We start from the raw sequence: 18,538 nt of genomic DNA on the forward strand, positions 1-18,538 counted from the left end.
CTTACGCTCCCATCATCAGGTCTGTATAGTGAATCGGGCTGGTCAGAATTTTGGTGTGCTTACAGTAATCACAGGACTCACACCGAATAGGCTGATAGGCTCCAGATTTAAGAGCAAGAGCTTTCGGAACGTTACTTTCAATTCCGATCAGGCACTCTTTCAGGTGAGCATCGTCGATCTGGATAATTTCAATATCTGGTTCCTTTTCCTTGCTGGCAGCGGCAATGAAGAACGGCAATGTCTTTCCTGTGTTCTGCCGGACAATTTCTTGATACACTGCCCCCTGCAGATCGTATCCCCAGTATTCTACAAACCCCATGTATTCTGCATCATGGGTTCGGAATACATCTCTCAATGCTTTCATGACTTTCAAATCTACAATGCAGACATCTGGAATCAAGCTATCTACTTTTATTTTCCATTTTGCCCCGCCGATCTCGCCGGTCATGATAACCTGCTTCTGACCGCTCATGAATTTCATGAAATACGAGTCTCTTTCGATTCTTGCAATAATTTCTTCTGCCTTGCGGAACTCCGCTTTAAGCTGTCCCGCTTTCGTGAATAATTCCGGATTTTGTGCCCGGAACAAATCCAACGTTCCCTCAAAATGAGCATCTACATAAGAGCCAACCAAGAGGGCAGTGGTCTTTTCCTGCTCCCACTCTCCGTTAAGTTCTGCTATTGCCCGTGCCTCACATGCGACCTTTCCAAATGTGCCAAACAGTGTTTTGTACTGGGATACACTCATGTATTCCCGATTCGCCTCCTGGCTGTAGTAGTTTTCAGCTGTTAAGATCATCCAAATACCTCCTCCGCTTCTTTCATCACCGCATCATCTGCAGGTGGAACGATGAATGGGTCAACTGCTTTTGGTGCTTCCGATGGCTGGATATCTTCCACTTCGCCCTCAACTTTGCAACCCATAAGTGAATTAGGTGTATGAACTCTAGCAAAGAAAGCTGCTGCCCTGTAAGCAAGCATCAGCTCTGGAATTGCCTGCCATTTGGAAGTCTCGTTCCCCATTTTATCTTTTTTGGAATACCATCCATTATCCTTTGCCATCTGGATGGAGACCTCAGGTCCTTTGATTTCTTCACCCGTCTTCTTATTTGTGGCTACTACACGGCATCCCCAGGAATCCGTATGTCGTTCGCCAAAATACACATGGTGTACATCCTTGAATTCTCTGGATGCTTTAATCAGACTCATGCATGCCTGTCCGCTCCATGACGGTACTCCTTTGATTACATGCAAATTCTGCATAACCATCATCGGGGAAACCCCCATCCGGTTTGCCATATCCACTGCAATCGCACAGTCCATCGGTTTTCCCTGATATGCTGCCGGAACAAGACTGGAGCTTGCAAACATCTTTCCGATATCGTATAGTTCCTTAAAATTTGCAAGGTTGCTGAATGCGGATTCTACCGCAACCTCATTTCTTTCCTGAATCATTACTTCTTCCATATTTTTCTCCTTATAATGTAATCACCGTCAAATCCGGATCATCCGTGGTTCTGGTCGCAATAAACTGCAGACCTTTATCTTTACATTTTTTGTACAGTGTTTCCCTGACACTGGTGGAAAGTTTTTCCACTCCATCAATCAGAATGATCTGCAGACCGTTCGGCTTCTGAATAGCTACATCAATGCAGAGATCCAATTTTTCGCCGTCTGAAAGATTAGACACCGGCAAACCATGAATCAGTGGTGTACCCTCCTTGATGGTCAGCCCATCAATCGGAATTTTCGCTGTCGCAAGAATCTCACCCGGCAATAATCTGGCTTTTTCGATACGATTCGTATACATCTGGGATTCCGCTGTCAGGCAATCAACTTCATTCTGGAGAGATTTCATCCGATTGTACTCATTGATATGGGCTTTCATAGCCTCGATAGTAGCAGCCTCTTCTTCCAACTCCTTCGTGCTCAAAGGTTCTTTATCCCGGTACTCCGCATAATTTTCAACTTCTGCATCATATTTTGCCACATTGGCCTTATAACTTTCCTCAATCACTGCCAGTCGGTCTTTCATTTTTTCATCCAATGATTGTTTAGCTGTCTGCAATGCCTTAATCTGTGCTTCCAATTTTGTAATATCAGAATCAATCTGTGTCCTTCTGGAAGTAATTTCTCTTTCCAATGATGCTTTTGCAATTTCACGTTCTGCATCAAACGCCCTGACTTTATTATCCCGGTTTTCTAAAAGAGCCTGTGCTTTCCGAATATCCTCGTTACTCTTCCGGATACGTTCAATTTTTGTATAGAGCTCACCAGCATTAGCATTTTCCCATTTATCAACATCGTAATTCGCCGGAATTGTATTTGCGATCTCTTCAATGAAAGCGCGTTTATTACGAATATCACGGTTTATATTCTGTCGATTCTGAAAATACTCTCCGTTTTCACTCTGAATATCGTTCAAAATGGATAAAATATTTTGGTCGTAATTTATCCAAGATGGAATTTCACCGAACCATTCCCGTATATCGTCAAGTCCCCATGAATACTCAATCATATCCAAAATGATTGCATTCTGCTGCTTTTCGCTCATTCCTAAAAACTCTACTGGATTAAGCTGCAGCGGTGTGAAAATGTCTCTCAAAAAACTTTCCGGGCTGCCAACCTCACGGCCATTCTGTTTTACTGACTTATAATCAGCCTGTGCTGTTCTTGCTTTTCTGTTAATTCTCAACCCATTATCGGTCTCTATTAAAATTTCCCCTTCTGTCTCACCTCTACGAACAATGTACTTTCGATCTGACTTGTTCGTCAGTGCATAGCGGATTGCATCAATTACGGAAGATTTTCCTACTCCGTTTTTTCCGGACAGCTCTACTGACTCACCGTCCAGCTCGCTTTCTGTAATTCCAAAAAGGTTTGTTATTTTTACTTTCGTAATTCTCATTACACACCTCCTACTTTTCACCGAGCGCCCTGTAAAGAACACTCTCTAATACGTCATCAGCCGTTTGAAGCACCTTTATGGCTTCGTCCAGCTCATAGTCCTGCTTGCTCAGCAGGTCTTTTCTATACAGCTTTCCAACCGCTTTCACTGCGGCTTTTAATGAGTTGTAGTAACCTTTCGGCTCATACACCTCTTTTTCTTCGCCATTACGATTCCCCGTTTTCTTCCGCAGCACTGTGTAATCCAGTCCCGCCGGGTCCACGTAATAGTAATCAATAACATGGATCATAAGTCCTCCAGATTTATTCCGAGCACCCGTGTCACTTCATACACGCACGCTCTGGAAGCTTTAATATTTGTTTTGTACAGCCGGTATATTGTGTGCACATTGTATCCGGTCGCTCTGGCCAAATCAGCAGCACTCCATCCCCGGTCATTTAACCTGCTTTTTATGACGGCGACGAGCGCGATATGCTGTTTTTCCGTAAGTGATACATTTATCACGCTTATCAATCCTCCATAATTTAATCGCAGCGGCACCAAGGCACGCTAAACCAGCTACGCAGAAAGCTTTACTATCTGCGCTCATCAGGAAAAATCCGATTCCCGCAAATGTCATTGCCATTCCCATTACTGCTCCTCCCTTACCATCCGGAGAATATCCGAATCCTGTAATTTCAGAAGCTTTACCATTCGCCGGAACTCTGCCAGGCAGATCCTTTCCGGTTCCCGTTTATGCCGCTGATAAGTTCCTTTGGAAATTCCGAGCATCTTTGCTGTCCGCTCATCATTCAAGGATCTTCGCTCCTGTCCCGCATTCACAGCCGCCCGGACTTCCCGGTTCATCTGTTCAGTTGCGGAAGATTTTAATGCTGGCATATATTGTTACCTCCTCATCTTTTTGATATAATGAGGTCGTACCGCTTTCTCCCAAAATGGTACGCACCTTTCCCTGCCTGTTTATTGGATGTACAGGCGGGGAATTTTTACTTTGTTCCAATCACAAAGGGCTGCCCCAATGATTTCAGCAATCGGTCAGCATTGTACAAAGATATTTCTCTTGTGCCGTTTTCCCACATAGATATTGCTCTGTCGGAAAATCCTGCCTTCTTTGCAAGTTCTTTCTGCGTCATTTCTGCGCTTTCCCTTGCATTCTTGAGAAAATTTCCAAATGATGTTTTGTCCATATAGAACCTCCTACTCTTCCAGAAAATACTCAATCGGTACGCTGAAATAATCTGCAAGTTTCTTCATGCTTTCCAGATTTGGCTTACATCTTCCGGCTTTCCAATTCGAAAAAGCAGTCTGACTAATTCCTGTATCTTTTGCTACTTGGTACGATGTTTTGTTTGTTTTGCTCAATAATTCGGTGAACTTTTCGTACAAAATTACACCTCCTTCCCAGTATTTCACCTATTGAAAATACTTTCGTCACATGATATACTTTCAAATATAAAACTACCACATCTTATAAAAGAAAGTATTTTTAATGGCATTAGTATTTCCTTCCGCCTACTTTCGTTTGCGTAACTAAACTATACTACTCTTTTCGTAAGTAGTCAATACTTTATGCTTATTTTTACGAAAGTATTTTCTTTTTGTGAAAGGAGCACAAAATATGTATGAAGTTTTTGAGCAACTTCTTCAAAAACACAACGTTACAGCTTACAAAGTTGCAAAAGAAGCCGGAGTTACACAAACTGCTTTAAGTAATTGGAAATCTGGAAGAAGTACGCCAACCACAAAAACACTAAAGAAAATAGCCGATTATTTTGGTGTGACAGTAGATTATTTAATGTCAGGAAAAGATGAGACAAAAGAAAAAAATTCTGGATTGACCACAAGAGATGAAAAAGACATTGCCAAAGATCTGAACTCTATCATGGAAAAATTGAGAAACGGAGAAGACGGTCCTGCTAGCTTTGAAGGAACGGATATCCCGGAGGATGATCTTGAACTCTTTGCAGGACAAATCGAACTCATGCTTCGCCGGTTGAAAGCTATTAACAAAGAAAAATACAATCCGCACAAAAAGAAGTAGGTGAGATTACTTTGAAAAAGGATATACATAAAACAGTCTCTTACTATGTAAAAAAATATGAGACTTCTGATCCGTTTCAAATTGCCAAGGAACTAAATATCGAACTTGCTATCGGAAACATGGGATCCAGGCTTGGATGCTATATGTATATGAAAAGACATAAATGCATTTTTCTGAATGAAAATTTGGACGAACAGGAGCAACGTTTTGTCATGGCTCATGAATTAGGGCATGCTATTCTGCATCCACGGCAAAACTGCTATTTCATTCGGAACAAGACTTTTCTGTCTGCAGATAGAATTGAAATTGAAGCTAACACATTCGCTATCGAGCTTCTTGTGCCAGACACGGAGATTATTGAAAATCCAGATCTCACAATTGGACAGTTGGCTAGAATGACCGGATATGATGAAACTCTTTTAAAGTATAAAAAAATTTTTAATAAATTATTTTTAGGTGAATAAAAATGAAAACTGTTTATTGTAAAAAGTGCGGTTCTGTTATTGATAATGAATCCGGGCAATGCACCGGATGCGGAAAAAAGTATTTTAGAATCAGGAAACTGTTCTCATCAAAAGTTCTTATATGGATTCTGGTAATCGCATGTACTGGGCTCGCTGGATGCTCATACTTCTGGTATACCGGATACAATTACCAATTGCAGCAAGTAATACAGCTCAACGAAGAGCTCGCAAAGAACTCTGATGAACTTAAAACAGCAAAATCCCGTTTAAGTAATTTGAGTATACGTTACTCAAATTTGCAAACTGAATATGATAAATCAATTGAGAAAACGCTATTTTTAGACACTCACATAGTATTTACTACTCCATCTGGCAACAAATATCATTCATATGATTGTTACCACCTAAGTGGACACTCTACTTATCATTGGTTCAAAGAAGATGCAGAATCTGCTGGCTATGAACCATGTGCAGATTGTCAGTAAGTCAACAAAATAAAAACGGCCCTCTGCTGGAACAGAAGACCGTTGATTATACCTCCGAAGAGATACAACATATCGAACAACTATATTGTATCATCCCGGAGGCAGCCACGCAAGCGGAACGAATGTTCCTGCTGGCTGTTATTTTTATACCCATTTTTAAGGAGGATACACTATGGCAAAAGCAAAAAAGTTACCATCTGGAGCATGGAGGTGTCTGGCCTATAGCCACACAGAGAGGGTTCTGGATCCCAAAACCGGAAAAATGAAGGACAAGCGCATTTATGAATCGTTCACAGCTGACACCCGCGCAGAAGCGGAATTTGCCGCATCAGAGTTCCAATTAAATAAGTCTAAGACGAACCTTTCAAAACGCCGTGAAATGGCTCACAAGACCTTGAGAGAGGCTACCACCATGTACATAGAAATGTGCGAAACGATAAAACGTTCCCCTACAACCACACAGGATTACCGATGTATCTTGAAAAATGGTTTTCAGGACTTATGGGATATTCCATTAAAAGACATCAACGCCGATCTGCTGCAGGATGCTATCATAGCAGAGGCGCAACGTCCAGCCAATAATCGGGATCGGAAACCCATCTCTGCAAAGCGCCTAAAGAACGAATGGGGGCTTGTAACCGCAGTGCTGCATAAATACAGGAAAGACCTTGATCTGGACGATATTCAGCTTCCTACGGTCACACGACGCATGGTAGAGCTTCCGCCTGCCAGACAAGTCATTGAGATCATTCGCGGAACAGAAATAGAACTTCCTGTTCTGCTTGCTGCATGGCTATCCTTTACGATGTCAGAAATCAAAGGACTTACAAAATCACAATCCGTAAACGGAGATTATCTAACCATCCGGAGCGTCGTCGTAAATACCTCGGATGGACCCTACAGAAAAGAGCTGGCAAAAAACGAAACCCGGAACCGGCGTCACCGAATCCCTGTATACATCAAAGAGTTAATTGACCGGGTGCCGGGCGACGAGATTGTTCCTATGTCCAGCAGTGCTCTCTACCATAAATGGATCCGGCTCCAAAAGAAGCACAGTATGGATCCGATCACATTCCATGATCTGCGTCACCTAAACGCATCTGTCATGGCGCTGCTTCGGATTCCAGACAAATACGCGCAGGAACGAGGCGGCTGGAAATCAGATAAAGTTATGAAAGGGATTTATATGCAGACTTTTTCAGAAGAAAGAGTAAAAGTTGATGATATAATGGATACTTACTTCAATGAGATCATGCAACACGAAATGCAACATGAAAAAGAAAAAGCCCTGTAAATACAGGGCTTTTACAAAGCTGCTGACGGGAATCGGACCCGTGACCTCCGCACTACCAATGCGACGCTCTACCGACTGAGCCACAGCAGCTTGTTTTGTGTCGCTTGCGCTCGCGACTTGATTATAATATCACAGGGCACCCTGAGTGTCAACACTTTTTTCAACTTTTTTTAACTTTTTTTTCAAACGTTGAATTGCGTTGTCGACAGACTTCTCAGACCGGCCCATTTCTTCGGCAATTTCCTCATAACTGCCGCCTTCCAGATAAAGTTTCAGCACTTGTCGTTCCATACTGCTGAGCTGCTTATCAATCAGCTGATATCTCTTCTCCATATTTTCCTGGGCAATCATTCTGGACTCCGGGTTATCGAGAAGAAAAAGATTCAAATCCTCACTCAGGGAAATATATTCGTTCAACGGTTCATGTTTCTTTCTGCCGGAAGCCTGTACCGCTGTATACATCTGCCTGTTCACGCACACTTGCGCATAACTGGCAAAAGCACTCTCGCCTGGACGATACGTCCGGATTGCTTTATAAAGACCAATCATCCCCTCCTGGATCAGATCTTCGTTTTCGCCGCCGATCAGATACAGCGTTCTGGCCTGCCTCTTTACCATAGGTTTATATTTTTCCAGAAGGAAGTCCGCCACTTCGGACTCCCCTCTGCCGAGCCGTTCAAACAGCTCCTTATCCGTCATCTCAGGATATGCTGCTCTCAAATCAGTTCATCCTCTGTCTTACAATCTCATAGGCCAATACGCCTGCTGCCACAGAAGCGTTCAGGGAGTCGATATCCCCCTTCATGGGAATTGATGCCACATAGTCGCACTTCTCTTTTACCAGACGGCCTACACCTTCACCTTCATTTCCAATAACTAATCCAATCGGACCCGTCAGATTCAGGTCGTACATGGTCGTTCCGCCCATATCCGCGCAGACAAACCACAGTCCTTCTTTCTTCAGTTCTTCCATGGTAGCACCCAGATTCGTCACCTTCGCAACCGGAGTGTAATTAAGAGCGCCTGCAGACGTCTTTGCTACGGTTGTCGTCAGCCCCACAGCATGACGTTTCGGGATAATGACTCCGTGAGCACCTGCCAGATTGGCAGTACGGATAATAGCTCCCAGGTTATGAGGATCCTCAATATTATCCAACAGAAAGATAAAAGGCGGTTCACCCTTCTCCCGTGCAAGATTTAAAATATCCTCTACCTCTGCATACTCATAGGCTGCAGCAGATGCAATGACACCCTGATGCTTTCCGGTCTTTGACATCTGATCCAGACGTTCTTTTGCCACAAAGCTTACAATTACATCATGTTTTCTGGCTTCTCTTAAAATACTGTTTACCGGGCCATCCTGACAATTTTTCAGCACAAAGAGCTTGTCGATGGTCTTGCCTGAGCGGAAAGCTTCCATGACCGCATTTCGGCCCTCGATGGTCAGTTCTTCATATCTCATGGGGTTCCTCCTGTACGTTCCATACCGATTTTAATCAGATCAATCATGCGCTTCATCTGATCCGTCAGATACAGATATCCCATCAGCGCCTCAAAACCCGTCGCATGGCGGTAATCATGCATGGTCGCATGTTTTGCCATGCTGACCGTCTTTGCATTTCTGCCGCGTTTAAAATAGGAAAGCTCCTCCTCCGTCAGTTCCGGAAGAAATGCTTCTGCCATGGCAGCCTGTGCAGATGCCTTGACATAAGTACTCGCCTTTTTATGAAGTGTATTCGCCTGTCGATTTCCCTGATCCACCAAAATCGTACGGATCACCAGTTCATAGACTGCATCTCCTATATAGGCGAGCACCACCGGTGAATAGGTGCGGATATCCACCGGCTGCAGATCAAACTGCTCTTTTAAATATTTTATGCTCTCTTCCATTTTACTCCTTCACGGGTGTCTTCCAGAACGATGCCCTTCTCAAGAAGCTCATTACGGATCTCATCTGCTCTCGCAAAGTTCTTAGCCTTTCTGGCTGCCTGACGCTCTTCAATGAGCTGCTCGATATCAGCATCCAGAAGTTCCGCTTTCTTTTCTGTAATAATACCAAGAATATCGCACAAGCTCTGGATTTTCCCTCTCAACGCATCTGCAAATGCCTTGCTGGAACCTTCTGCCACATTGGTATTTGCAAATTTGACCAGATCAAAAACAGCTGCAATAGCGTCTGCGGTATTGAAATCATCATCCATGGAATCATCAAAATTCTCCTCGAATTTCTTTGTCTCTTCCAATTTCAGAACTTCCTCTTCGGTCATCTCCTGCAGTGATGCATGCTCTGCCACATATTTCAGGTTTTCAACAGCGGTCAGGATTCTTTCCAGTGCGTTCTTTGAAGATTCCATCAGATCAGCACTAAAATTCAGCGGACTTCTGTAATGTGCATTCAGCATGAAGAAACGCAGTACCTGCAGATCGTATTTCTCACCGATCTCACGAACAGTAAAGAAATTTCCAAGGGATTTTGACATTTTACGGTTGTCAATGTTCAGGAATGCATTGTGCATCCAGTATCTGGAGAAGCATTTTCCAGAGCATGCCTCACTCTGGGCAATCTCGTTCTCATGATGAGGGAAGATCAGATCCTCTCCGCCACCATGAATATCGATCTGCTCACCCAGATATTTCTTGGACATGACAGAGCACTCAATGTGCCATCCCGGACGGCCCTCGCCCCACGGAGACTGCCATGCCGGCTCGCCCTCTTTCTTCGGTTTCCAGAGGACGAAATCCAGCGGATCTTCCTTCTCATCCTCACCGGATACCAGAAGAGAACGATTTCCTCCCTGCAGATCATCAAGATTCTTATGGGAAAGCTTTCCGTACTCTGCAAATTTACGGGTACGATAGTAAACGGTTCCATTTTTCTCGTAAGCATACCCCTTCTCGATCAGCTCTGAGATCATCTCGATCATGCCGCCGATCTCCTGAGTCGCCAGCGGATGGGTGGTGGCCGGTTTGATGTTCATACCTTCCATGTCTTTCTTGCACTCTGCAATATAACGCTGGGAAATTTCTTCTGCCGGAACGCCTTCCTCAATGGCTTTCTTAATGATCTTATCATCCACATCCGTAAAGTTGGATACGAAATTTACCTCATATCCTTTGTGCTCCAGATAACGGCGAACCGTATCGAACACGATCATCGGGCGTGCATTTCCGATATGGATAAAGTTGTAAACAGTTGGGCCGCACACATACATGCGGACCTTTCCTTCCTCTAACGGCACAAAGTCTTCTTTCTTCTTGGATAAGGTATTATAAATGCGAATCACTGTACATTTCCTCCTTTGATTTCTTTTTTCAGTATTTCCAATTCTTCGCGTAATTTGTTGTTTTCTTCACGTAATTCTGAAATTGCATCCAGTACCGGGTCCGGAAGATCCACCTGATCCAGATCCGTTCTCGGGATTCTCACATTGTCTTTCTTTACGATGCGCCCAGGAACACCGACTACCGTACAGTTGGGCGGCACCGGCTGCAATACCACACTTCCGGCTCCTACTTTGGAATTCTCGCCAATGGTAAATGATCCTAAGATCTTGGCACCGGCACTGACCATAACGTTGTCTTCCAGCGTCGGATGGCGCTTTCCATGTTCTTTTCCCGTACCACCAAGGGTCACACCCTGATACAGAGTTACATTATCGCCCAGAATTGCGGTCTCACCGATGACCACACCAGTTCCATGGTCAATGAAAAGTCCCTTTCCGATAGTTGCACCCGGGTGAATCTCGATTCCGGTCTTTCTGGCGGTCCGCTGTGAAATCCATCTGGCCCAGAAATAATGTTTTCTCTGATACAGCTTATGTGCGAGTCGATATTTCAGGATCGCATGAAAAGTCGGATACAGAAATACTTCCATATTCGACTTAATTGCCGGGTCCCGTTCCCGAATCACCGCAATCTCCTCTTTTACATAACTGATGATTCCCATAATTGCTCTACTTCCTCTTTTTCCCTGATTTTTAATGATACAAAAAAACCTCCGTCTCCAATATAGAGACGAAGGTATCCGTGGTTCCACTCTACTGAAAAAGGCAGTTCACCTTTTCCACTCAATGCACGTAACGTGTGCCATGCGTACAGGAATACTGAGAAGAAGTTCCTCCTGTCTGCTCCCGGATGCACTTTCCTCTTCAGCAGCCCGAAATTGCTTTCAGCCGGTGGCAATTTCTCTCTGATGGCTCTGGGCAGATTACTCTATCCGTTCCACGCATTTACTCAATTCTTTCTATAGAATATGAAATTTAGCGGATTTTGTCAAGCTTTGCTTTCCTCATGGTATTCTTTTTCCGTGTTGACATTCCAGACATTGGACTTGTCAGCCTCTCCGGAGAGAATATTCTTCACTGCCTCAAAAGAAGTTACCATGGAGTGATCGATATTGTTGTACCGATGCTGTCCATTACGTCCTACACAGTACAGATTCGGAATGGTATTCAGATACTCGATCAGTGTATCCATCTCGTCATAGGTATCAAAATAAGCCGGATATGCTTTCTTCACACGCTCCATATGGCTGTCCAGTACTTCATCCGCACTGTCGATGAGACCTAATTTCACCATCTCATCCACACCAAATTTCGAGAATGCTTCCTCTGTCATGTTCCAGAACTCATCACCCTCGTTGACAAAGTATTCCAGTCCGATCCACACAGTATGCTCCAGATCTTTTACCATATACGGAGACCAGTTATTGTAAATCTGGAAACGTCCCATCTTTACACGGCGGTCCTGCACATAAACCCAGCAATCCGGAACGATATTTCCAACCGTCTTCATCTTTGTCTTATTCTTCAGTTTGATCTTCGGAACCAGTACACCGAGCGTCATATAATCACGATACGGAAGTCCTTTGGCGATTCTGGCCGGAGTCTCCGGCACATCGTTCATACCACCCACCAAATCTTTGACCGGCATAGAAGAAATGATCACATCTCCGCTCATTTCCTGCTCTGCACCATCTTTTTCATAAATAAGACCCGTCAGCATATTATTCTCATCTTTATGAAGCTTCGTTACCTTTGCTCCTTTAATGATAGTGCCACCCATCTTCTCCACTTCTGATGCCGTTACCTCCCAGAGTTCTCCCGGCCCCAGTTTCGGATATTTGAACTGCTCAATAAGAGAAGTCTCCACCTTCCGGTTTTTCTGGTTGAAAATCTTCCCAAAAATATCCTGAAGGATCGCTACAATAGACAAACCCTTGACACGCTGTGCACCCCAGGATGCATCAATCTCTCTTGGATGACGTCCCCAAAGATTCTCCGTATAATATTCAAAAAACATGGAATACAGCTTCTTGCCAAATCGATTAATATAAAAATTTTCCAGGTTGTCGTCCGGTCTCTTGTGAAGCAGGGATGCCAGATAACTGAATCCTACCTTCATCGTGGTAAAGATTCCCATATTTTTCAGTGTTTCCAGCTTTAAAGATACTGGATAATCATAAAATTTGTCATCAAACAGAATACGGGATACCCGATGTCTGGTCAGCATAACCCGATCTTCCTTCTCCGGATCCGGACCGTTCTTCTCCAGCGGCACCTCACGGTCGAGTTCCAGATCATCGTAGCTGGGTGCTCCCTGCATGGGAAGCATCTGATCCCACCACGCATTGACTTCCGGAATCTTGGAGAAAAAGCGATGTCCGCCCATATCCATCCGGTTTCCTTTATATTCCACCGTACGGGAAATGCCTCCGAAACAGTCGCTCTCTTCGAAAACCACGACTTCGATGTCATTTCCTCTTTTTAATAATTCATATGCTGCGGTAAGACCTGCCGGTCCTGCACCTATGATCAACGCTTTTTTCTTCAATGTATTTCCTCCTGCTTCCGATTACACTATTTTTAACTATAACATATCTGTCCGCATTTGCAAAGGGATGGTTATACAACCTCCGTAAGACAAATATGAAATCCCTCAAAAATCATGGAAGCCAGTTCTCCGATAGTCAGTTCCAGATCTACATATTCCGGTTTCCCTGACAGTTTTACTGCTGTACTTTGTTCACCGGATATCTTCCACTGAAAATAACCGTTATTTTTCCCGATAATCGGATCTTTAATCTGCAAATACAGTTCCTGATCCTGTCTGCCGCACGCCAGAGAAAGCATACCGCATACATCGGTAATACGTGCCATGAACGGCGGCATCTTATCTGAAGCGATCTCTCCCTCTTCCGCCTTCTTCTCTGCTGCCAGATTCTCCATATAGTTTTCTGTTCTCTTACAGAACATCTGATAATGAGAAGCCAGATATCGGTTCTGACCGTCCGCATTCATTCGAGACACCCGCATGGGCAGTTCCGTAAACGGGCAGATCCATACAAAATCAAAGGGCGCATAGATACTCTCACTGGCCGGCATGAGAAACGTAAACGGCATCTTTCGATCAGCCATGTCATTCAGTGCACGCTCCAGCAATGCCCGCATACACCCCTGATGACGGTAATCCGGATCAGTTGCCACTGCCACGATATAATTGCAGGGAAACTCATACCCGTTTACAATCATGGTATATGGATTCAGGTGCAGCATGGAAATGATCTTCTCCTCTTCCTCCAGAACCAGAATCGCATTATTTCTTATTTTATACTGATAATAATAGTCCACAAACCGTTCCGTATCCTCTGCGAACACCGCATGATACAGTTCCCTTGTAAGTCCCCGCTCTTCCGGCTTCAGATACCTTGGATTCCAGATCTTTTCTTCCTGTTCTATTATCTCTGGCATCCCATGCAGCCTCCACAGCCTGCTGTTCTGTCATCATCAATATATGCCGCAATCGGCATCAGAGAGCAGATTGCCTGAGAAGAAATACCTTCGCCGCTTCCCGTAAATCCAAGTCCCTCTTCTGTCGTGGCTTTAATATTCACCTGATTTTTCTCCAGCTTCAGGACAGATGCCACATTCTCAATCATCTGAGGAATATGCGGCAGCATCTTCGGTCTCTGTGCAATAATCGTCGCATCAATGTTGATGATCTGATAATTTTCCTCTTCCAGAAGTTTTCCCACATGCTCCAGAAGCTTCATGCTGGAAGCGCCCTCATAAGCCGGATCTGTATCCGGGAAATGTTTTCCAATATCTCCCAGCGCCGCTGCTCCCAGAAGTGCATCCATGATCGCATGCAAAAGCACATCTGCATCCGAATGTCCCAGCAAGCCTTTTTCATAAGGAATCTTCACGCCTCCAAGAATCAGATCTCTGTTTTCTACCAGACGGTGTACGTCATATCCCATACCTACCCGCATAGTGAACCTCCTTTTACCCTTTCATTTTTATCCAGCTTTCAGGAACTACCGCCGATGTATCTTCTTCCGAATTCACCCATCTCTCCGGTGCAATAACTGTTTTTTCCTTATTCGCATTCAGCCATGCCCCCCACCAGCTGAAAGAACTGTTCGCAATCACATTGTGCTCGCACAAACTCATCAGCTGCATATCTCGATAACTCTCTTTTCCGGTATTCCCCTGTACAAAACAACAGTCCGCATCTGTAAAATGCGATTTTGTCCATTCAAAATCATTTGTAAAAATATAAAAACAAACATTTCCATTATATCTGCCCCGGAAATAGTTCATTGCATTTTTATAATAATCCAATGTACAAATTCCATTCAGATTCGGATAATTTAAATAATCGCCTCTTCTGATATGAACACTCACAGAATGCGTTTCTCTCATTGACCGTACCAGCTCTTTCTGCCAGTCCTGTTCTAATTCTGGAAAAACATATGTCTTTCTGACAATCTCTTCGATATCCGAAAAATATTGTTCACTCTGCCAGTAGCCCTCTATATAATATCCATCCAGATCCAGGACATAAGAGTCAAAGGAATATGATTCATGATTATAGATTGTCTTTTTGCCAAAAGGCGTTTTCCTCAAAAATTCTGTCCATCTGTTAGCTTTTCTGTAGCCAAACTTCTTTATCTCTTTTAAATCTGCAAATGGACATTCCAATCCAAATACCCGATCCAGTTCAAAATCATTGTGCCAATGATGAGTCTCATATTTAGTCACATCAATCTTCACTGTCTTTCCCATCTGCTGCTGTTTTAAAGCCAGTGCATACTGAAACATCTGATTTCCAAGGCCGCCATCAATCCAGATAATATTCATACGGATCTCCTCTTTTTATGAGTGTATTTACTTATCTACTACAAGCTGGATATTCAGCTCATTGTCTGTATAGTTGCTATCTAACAATAGTTCAGAACCATCCACCCGCTCTCCGTTAATCATCCAATGATAAGAATTTCCATCGTCGTCATTTACCACAAGAGTAAGCGGATAGTTATGATAATAGACCCCTTCATATTCTGTCTCTCCAGAAAGTCGAATCTGGCTGAATGCCACTGACAATCCATTCGGAACCTGAAGCTTCAATGTATAAGGCTCTGCGGCTCCCAGATTATTCTGCAGTCCTGCATGTACTACCACACAGCTCTCCGATGCTTTTTCTCTCATAACTTTTACTGCTTCCTGCTGCCGCGTCCGTTCCTCATCTGTATAGTAGAGTGCCATGGAATGGGCAATCTTCTGATCTTCTTCATCAATCACCTGCAGCACATGATCGGCTGCAAATGTCGTATTAGTCAGATCACAGACCATATTTACAAACTGGGTCCGATATTTATCCGACTTCATAAGAATAGACAGCGTATCTGTCATATCCTCTACAGGCTCCTGCATCAGATAATCAAACTCATTTGCAATTTCTCCCTTGCTGGTATCTCCATATACCGCATCCAGATCATAAAGGAAGAATCGAACCTTTCCATCCGCATAAGAACTGTTGGTTCCGGCTGCGCATTTCCAGGAGAGGAAATTGTGAAACGGCCAGTCGACATTATTCATAATACAGTTCACCGCATAATGTTGCAGCATATCCGTCATATCCACGGACTCTTCCAGCTTTTCTTGGCGTTCTGGATCATTAAGATCCGAATGGAGTCGTCCGTAATATTCGCCAAACCTGGAGCTGTTTATTTCATTCGGCTCATACTTTGTAATATCCTTTTTTCTGGCACCTATGGCTGAAGCTACATTATATCTACTATACTTCTCCTGAAGCTGAATAATACCATAATATGCTCCATTAACAAAAAGCACGCCTGGTCTTGCGCCCGCACAGACAATTCCAGCTTCTTTTCCAAGTCTGCTGACCACATTCCATTTGATCATGGTTCCTTCATGATCGGAACCGCCATTTCTCAACACCAACCGGTTATAAGACTGTCCCTTTGCATTTCCTGCCATATCAGTGTCAAAAAAATCATAGTCAAAAACAGGATGTTCCATATCATACTGTTTTGATGCAATCAGCTTGATGCTCTTCTGATCATATCCCCTGGAGCCATGTCCTGATACGGCAATACCGGTTCCCTGAGCAATCATGGGTGTTCCATCATGTTCATAGAATTCAATGTATGCCTGGCGCTCCCAGCTTCCGTTTTCATCATTAACCTGATCCCAATTTGTGAAAATACCGGTCTTCTCATCGTAGAGATTCGCCTGATCCGTAGTCAGAGACACTACCATAGTATCAAACAGTTCCGATACGCCCCGACCCACAAAATAAGTCTGGGTATACACAGAACTCTCAATGCCGCCTTGCACCACCATGGCTTTCACCACTGTTGTTGCCATAGGCAGTCCAGCTTCCACACGGATAGGCATTGTATAAACATCCGACTCTGTCGTCGGTGTATCCCCATTTAGCGTATAATAAATAGTTCCTCCACGGATACCTGCACTTAACGTCAGATCAAAAGCTTCTTCCTGAAAAGCATCCTTTCTGGAAAAATGCACTTCCGGATTCCTCACGCATAGCAGAATCACACTTCCAGTCAAAACAGCCAACAATATAATGATAACCATTGCTGACACATATTTTTTTGTCAAATGCTCATTCCTCCATAAGTTTCCATCTTCCCTATAAAGAAAAACAGCTCCCTAATCTCTTAGGAAGCTTAAAATAGCGAGAGGGGGATTCGAACCCTCGACACCACGGGTATGAACCGTGTGCTCTAGCCAACTGAGCTATCTCGCCATATATATTCCGGTTTTTCAACCGACTTCAATATGATACCAAATATGAAGTCGGTTGTCAATACTTTTTTCATTGATGCTTGACACACTTTTTTCATTCTTGTGAACTGAATGAATCTATGTACCAACCATCTCTATTTATCAGATTTAAAATCACACTATACCACTGATTCGCATATCCATAATTTATTTTTATTGCTGAATAATTGCCATCTTCTATCAGATTATCCACTCCACTATAACTTGAAAAAATCATATTTTTGGTATCAAGAAGTTTGGGAATCGCATCCGGCTCATCACTATAGTGTCTTTCGGCCCATTCCACAGTCTGCTGATCATACAGCAACATTCCATAATACATTTTCTGCAGCCTGATTGCTGCTTCCTTCTGCAATCTTAATGTTTCCAGTACAGAAACCGCATCTGTTTCCCCGGGATGATAAAAAAAAGAAATTGCAGACAATGTATCACCTCTCTGCAGATAAAGGAAAAAATCGGATGCCAGTATTTCTTTTGTATCTGCTTTCTGCGGTGTCAGGATATAGTAATTTGGAGGCAGAATGATTTCATCCATACCATCCAATGCAACTCCTGCGGCGTCAAAATCACTCTTTTCTTCTACCAGCAATATTGCCGGCTTCGGATCATGCCATTTTTCCAGATCATTACATAAAATCATCTTCCAGTACTTTTTGTATCGAGCCAACGAAAAATGCAGTTCCCGAATCTGTTCATCCGTCTGCACGTACGCACACACTTCAGCTACTTCTCTGGCACCCATAATCTGGCTGATTGCTTTCCTGTTTTCATAATACATTCCATCTGGATTTTCCGGTTCTATTTTCCGTACATCCAGGATTTTCATCTGCTGTCCATGAGCTAATGCATTATACTCTTTTTGAAACAAAAGGCCATATTTATAGGCAAGCCGCATTCTGGAAATTTCAATATATGCTTTATTCTCCATTTCTGCAGGAGGAAGCATGGAAATTTTCGGAAACTGACCTGTATATTCGATAAAATTCGTCAGGCTGAAATATTCTGCAAGATCACTGATCGCACACACTCTCAGGGCACCATCCATATTATTTTGCTGTACCTGATACAAAAAATAAGTAACTGCCTCTTCCGGTTCTTCAAATCCTTCTGTAGTATAAAATAATTCCTCCTCAAGCGGTGATTTCACCGCCTGAAGAGAACCATATTTACTATAAGAAAGAAGAAGCACTGCAAAAATAACAATTGCAAGATAGCTTACCGCTTTTTTCAAACT

Annotated in this window: 24 protein-coding genes, 2 tRNA genes and 1 other annotated feature; of the genes, 4 read left to right on the forward strand and 22 right to left on the reverse strand. The window is 43.4% G+C overall.

All coding sequences use genetic code 11. From position 1 onward, the window contains the following. Nucleotide 1 precedes the first annotated feature (1 nt). The 9 genes from LKD36_RS03835 to LKD36_RS03870 all read right to left on the reverse strand — a co-directional run bounded on the left by LKD36_RS03835 (nucleotide 2) and on the right by LKD36_RS03870 (nucleotide 4,294). Nucleotides 2-799 carry a PD-(D/E)XK nuclease-like domain-containing protein gene (locus LKD36_RS03835; RefSeq protein ID WP_308458760.1) on the reverse strand — a complete coding sequence of 266 codons (798 nt, stop codon included), beginning with the start codon at nucleotides 797-799 and terminating at the stop codon, nucleotides 2-4. Then, nucleotides 796-1,467: a hypothetical protein gene (locus tag LKD36_RS03840; protein ID WP_308458761.1), complete on the reverse strand. Its 672-nt coding sequence runs from the start codon at nucleotides 1,465-1,467 to the stop codon at nucleotides 796-798. The genes LKD36_RS03835 and LKD36_RS03840 overlap by 4 nt, the downstream gene beginning before the upstream one ends. A 10-nt stretch (nucleotides 1,468-1,477) precedes the next feature. Further along, nucleotides 1,478-2,908, reverse strand: a complete 1,431-nt coding sequence (locus tag LKD36_RS03845; RefSeq protein WP_308458762.1) for an AAA family ATPase — start codon at nucleotides 2,906-2,908, stop codon at nucleotides 1,478-1,480. A gap of 10 nt (nucleotides 2,909-2,918) precedes the next feature. Next, the gene (locus LKD36_RS03850) at nucleotides 2,919-3,197 is read right to left on the reverse strand and encodes a hypothetical protein (RefSeq protein ID WP_308458763.1); all 279 of its coding nucleotides are present in this window, start codon (nucleotides 3,195-3,197) and stop codon (nucleotides 2,919-2,921) included. Then, entirely contained in the window at nucleotides 3,194-3,412 is a 219-nt protein-coding gene (locus tag LKD36_RS17650; protein ID WP_408610909.1) for a helix-turn-helix domain-containing protein, read from the reverse strand. The genes LKD36_RS03850 and LKD36_RS17650 overlap by 4 nt, the downstream gene beginning before the upstream one ends. Further along, nucleotides 3,342-3,539 carry a hypothetical protein gene (locus LKD36_RS03855; protein WP_308458764.1) on the reverse strand — a complete coding sequence of 66 codons (198 nt, stop codon included), beginning with the start codon at nucleotides 3,537-3,539 and terminating at the stop codon, nucleotides 3,342-3,344. Before LKD36_RS03855 ends, LKD36_RS17650 begins: the two co-directional genes overlap by 71 nt. Continuing rightward, nucleotides 3,539-3,787 carry a hypothetical protein gene (locus tag LKD36_RS03860; protein ID WP_308458765.1) on the reverse strand — a complete coding sequence of 83 codons (249 nt, stop codon included), beginning with the start codon at nucleotides 3,785-3,787 and terminating at the stop codon, nucleotides 3,539-3,541. Before LKD36_RS03860 ends, LKD36_RS03855 begins: the two co-directional genes overlap by 1 nt. Nucleotides 3,788-3,894: 107 nt before the next feature. After that, a complete protein-coding gene (locus LKD36_RS03865; protein WP_308458766.1) occupies nucleotides 3,895-4,095 on the reverse strand; it encodes a helix-turn-helix transcriptional regulator in 201 nt (66 codons plus the stop codon). A 10-nt stretch (nucleotides 4,096-4,105) separates the two neighbouring features. Beyond that, complete coding sequence (locus tag LKD36_RS03870) at nucleotides 4,106-4,294, reverse strand: helix-turn-helix domain-containing protein (RefSeq protein WP_308458767.1); 189 nt, start codon at nucleotides 4,292-4,294, stop codon at nucleotides 4,106-4,108. 232 nt (nucleotides 4,295-4,526) lie between these two features. Here LKD36_RS03870 and LKD36_RS03875 point away from each other — a divergent pair, with 232 nt between their 5' ends. The 4 genes from LKD36_RS03875 (at nucleotide 4,527) to LKD36_RS03890 (ending at nucleotide 7,192) form a co-directional block, all read left to right on the forward strand. Beyond that, the gene (locus LKD36_RS03875) at nucleotides 4,527-4,949 is read left to right on the forward strand and encodes a helix-turn-helix domain-containing protein (protein WP_308458768.1); all 423 of its coding nucleotides are present in this window, start codon (nucleotides 4,527-4,529) and stop codon (nucleotides 4,947-4,949) included. 11 nt (nucleotides 4,950-4,960) lie between these two features. Beyond that, nucleotides 4,961-5,413, forward strand: a complete 453-nt coding sequence (locus LKD36_RS03880) for an ImmA/IrrE family metallo-endopeptidase (RefSeq protein WP_308458769.1) — start codon at nucleotides 4,961-4,963, stop codon at nucleotides 5,411-5,413. 2 nt (nucleotides 5,414-5,415) lie between these two features. Further along, nucleotides 5,416-5,898, forward strand: coding sequence for a hypothetical protein (locus LKD36_RS03885; protein WP_308458770.1), 483 nt, complete (start codon nucleotides 5,416-5,418; stop codon nucleotides 5,896-5,898). A gap of 172 nt (nucleotides 5,899-6,070) precedes the next feature. Continuing rightward, a complete protein-coding gene (locus LKD36_RS03890; RefSeq protein ID WP_308458771.1) occupies nucleotides 6,071-7,192 on the forward strand; it encodes a tyrosine-type recombinase/integrase in 1,122 nt (373 codons plus the stop codon). 17 nt (nucleotides 7,193-7,209) lie between these two features. Here LKD36_RS03890 and LKD36_RS03895 read toward each other — a convergent pair. The 13 genes from LKD36_RS03895 to LKD36_RS03955 all read right to left on the reverse strand — a co-directional run bounded on the left by LKD36_RS03895 (nucleotide 7,210) and on the right by LKD36_RS03955 (nucleotide 18,535). Further along, nucleotides 7,210-7,282, reverse strand: a tRNA-Thr gene (locus tag LKD36_RS03895). Between the two features lie 39 nt (nucleotides 7,283-7,321). After that, nucleotides 7,322-7,912, reverse strand: coding sequence for a sigma-70 family RNA polymerase sigma factor (locus tag LKD36_RS03900; protein WP_308458772.1), 591 nt, complete (start codon nucleotides 7,910-7,912; stop codon nucleotides 7,322-7,324). A gap of 1 nt (nucleotide 7,913) precedes the next feature. Next, on the reverse strand, nucleotides 7,914-8,654 hold the full coding sequence (gene rlmB / locus LKD36_RS03905; RefSeq protein ID WP_308458774.1) for a 23S rRNA (guanosine(2251)-2'-O)-methyltransferase RlmB: 741 nt from the start codon (nucleotides 8,652-8,654) through the stop codon (nucleotides 7,914-7,916). Continuing rightward, complete coding sequence (locus LKD36_RS03910) at nucleotides 8,651-9,082, reverse strand: Mini-ribonuclease 3 (protein WP_118770228.1); 432 nt, start codon at nucleotides 9,080-9,082, stop codon at nucleotides 8,651-8,653. Before LKD36_RS03910 ends, rlmB begins: the two co-directional genes overlap by 4 nt. Beyond that, on the reverse strand, nucleotides 9,067-10,473 hold the full coding sequence (cysS, locus tag LKD36_RS03915; protein ID WP_118770405.1) for a cysteine--tRNA ligase: 1,407 nt from the start codon (nucleotides 10,471-10,473) through the stop codon (nucleotides 9,067-9,069). The genes LKD36_RS03910 and cysS overlap by 16 nt, the downstream gene beginning before the upstream one ends. After that, nucleotides 10,473-11,138 carry a serine O-acetyltransferase EpsC gene (gene epsC / locus LKD36_RS03920; protein ID WP_118770229.1) on the reverse strand — a complete coding sequence of 222 codons (666 nt, stop codon included), beginning with the start codon at nucleotides 11,136-11,138 and terminating at the stop codon, nucleotides 10,473-10,475. The genes cysS and epsC overlap by 1 nt, the downstream gene beginning before the upstream one ends. 61 nt (nucleotides 11,139-11,199) lie before the next feature. Continuing rightward, nucleotides 11,200-11,425 (reverse strand) — a binding site (T-box leader). Nucleotides 11,426-11,464: 39 nt separating this feature from the next. Continuing rightward, nucleotides 11,465-13,024: an NAD(P)/FAD-dependent oxidoreductase gene (locus LKD36_RS03925; RefSeq protein WP_308458775.1), complete on the reverse strand. Its 1,560-nt coding sequence runs from the start codon at nucleotides 13,022-13,024 to the stop codon at nucleotides 11,465-11,467. 71 nt (nucleotides 13,025-13,095) lie between these two features. Then, nucleotides 13,096-13,941 carry a GNAT family N-acetyltransferase gene (locus LKD36_RS03930; RefSeq protein ID WP_308458776.1) on the reverse strand — a complete coding sequence of 282 codons (846 nt, stop codon included), beginning with the start codon at nucleotides 13,939-13,941 and terminating at the stop codon, nucleotides 13,096-13,098. Next, nucleotides 13,929-14,462, reverse strand: coding sequence for a 2-C-methyl-D-erythritol 2,4-cyclodiphosphate synthase (gene ispF / locus LKD36_RS03935; RefSeq protein ID WP_118770232.1), 534 nt, complete (start codon nucleotides 14,460-14,462; stop codon nucleotides 13,929-13,931). Before ispF ends, LKD36_RS03930 begins: the two co-directional genes overlap by 13 nt. Nucleotides 14,463-14,475: 13 nt before the next feature. Further along, a complete protein-coding gene (locus LKD36_RS03940; protein ID WP_118770233.1) occupies nucleotides 14,476-15,333 on the reverse strand; it encodes an alpha-1,2-fucosyltransferase in 858 nt (285 codons plus the stop codon). 27 nt (nucleotides 15,334-15,360) lie between these two features. Beyond that, nucleotides 15,361-17,118, reverse strand: coding sequence for a CotH kinase family protein (locus tag LKD36_RS03945; protein WP_308458777.1), 1,758 nt, complete (start codon nucleotides 17,116-17,118; stop codon nucleotides 15,361-15,363). A gap of 74 nt (nucleotides 17,119-17,192) precedes the next feature. Continuing rightward, nucleotides 17,193-17,266: transfer RNA gene (locus tag LKD36_RS03950), tRNA-Met, on the reverse strand. A 93-nt stretch (nucleotides 17,267-17,359) separates the two neighbouring features. Next, nucleotides 17,360-18,535 (reverse strand): hypothetical protein, encoded by a 1,176-nt coding sequence (locus LKD36_RS03955; protein ID WP_308458778.1) that lies wholly within the window; start codon nucleotides 18,533-18,535, stop codon nucleotides 17,360-17,362. Between the last annotated feature and the right edge of the window lie 3 nt (nucleotides 18,536-18,538).

It is taken from the genome of Hominiventricola filiformis, from assembly GCF_020686965.1.
In the GTDB taxonomy this organism is placed as follows: Bacteria; Bacillota; Clostridia; order Lachnospirales; family Lachnospiraceae; genus Hominiventricola; species Hominiventricola filiformis.

Excerpts from the sequence above, each read along its gene's own strand:
- LKD36_RS03835 (WP_308458760.1), bottom strand. The coding sequence starts at position 799 with ATGATCTTAACAGCTGAAAACTACTACAGCCAGGAGGCGAATCGGGAA.
- LKD36_RS03840 (WP_308458761.1), bottom strand. The coding sequence starts at position 1,467 with ATGGAAGAAGTAATGATTCAGGAAAGAAATGAGGTTGCGGTAGAATCC.
- LKD36_RS03845 (WP_308458762.1), bottom strand. The coding sequence starts at position 2,908 with ATGAGAATTACGAAAGTAAAAATAACAAACCTTTTTGGAATTACAGAA.
- LKD36_RS03850 (WP_308458763.1), bottom strand. The coding sequence starts at position 3,197 with ATGATCCATGTTATTGATTACTATTACGTGGACCCGGCGGGACTGGAT.
- LKD36_RS03855 (WP_308458764.1), bottom strand. The coding sequence starts at position 3,539 with ATGGGAATGGCAATGACATTTGCGGGAATCGGATTTTTCCTGATGAGC.
- LKD36_RS03860 (WP_308458765.1), bottom strand. The coding sequence starts at position 3,787 with ATGCCAGCATTAAAATCTTCCGCAACTGAACAGATGAACCGGGAAGTC.
- LKD36_RS03865 (WP_308458766.1), bottom strand. The coding sequence starts at position 4,095 with ATGGACAAAACATCATTTGGAAATTTTCTCAAGAATGCAAGGGAAAGC.
- LKD36_RS03875 (WP_308458768.1), top strand. The coding sequence starts at position 4,527 with ATGTATGAAGTTTTTGAGCAACTTCTTCAAAAACACAACGTTACAGCT.
- LKD36_RS03885 (WP_308458770.1), top strand. The coding sequence starts at position 5,416 with ATGAAAACTGTTTATTGTAAAAAGTGCGGTTCTGTTATTGATAATGAA.
- LKD36_RS03890 (WP_308458771.1), top strand. The coding sequence starts at position 6,071 with ATGGCAAAAGCAAAAAAGTTACCATCTGGAGCATGGAGGTGTCTGGCC.
- rlmB (WP_308458774.1), bottom strand. The coding sequence starts at position 8,654 with ATGAGATATGAAGAACTGACCATCGAGGGCCGAAATGCGGTCATGGAA.
- LKD36_RS03910 (WP_118770228.1), bottom strand. The coding sequence starts at position 9,082 with ATGGAAGAGAGCATAAAATATTTAAAAGAGCAGTTTGATCTGCAGCCG.
- epsC (WP_118770229.1), bottom strand. The coding sequence starts at position 11,138 with ATGGGAATCATCAGTTATGTAAAAGAGGAGATTGCGGTGATTCGGGAA.
- LKD36_RS03930 (WP_308458776.1), bottom strand. The coding sequence starts at position 13,941 with ATGCCAGAGATAATAGAACAGGAAGAAAAGATCTGGAATCCAAGGTAT.
- ispF (WP_118770232.1), bottom strand. The coding sequence starts at position 14,462 with ATGCGGGTAGGTATGGGATATGACGTACACCGTCTGGTAGAAAACAGA.
- LKD36_RS03940 (WP_118770233.1), bottom strand. The coding sequence starts at position 15,333 with ATGAATATTATCTGGATTGATGGCGGCCTTGGAAATCAGATGTTTCAG.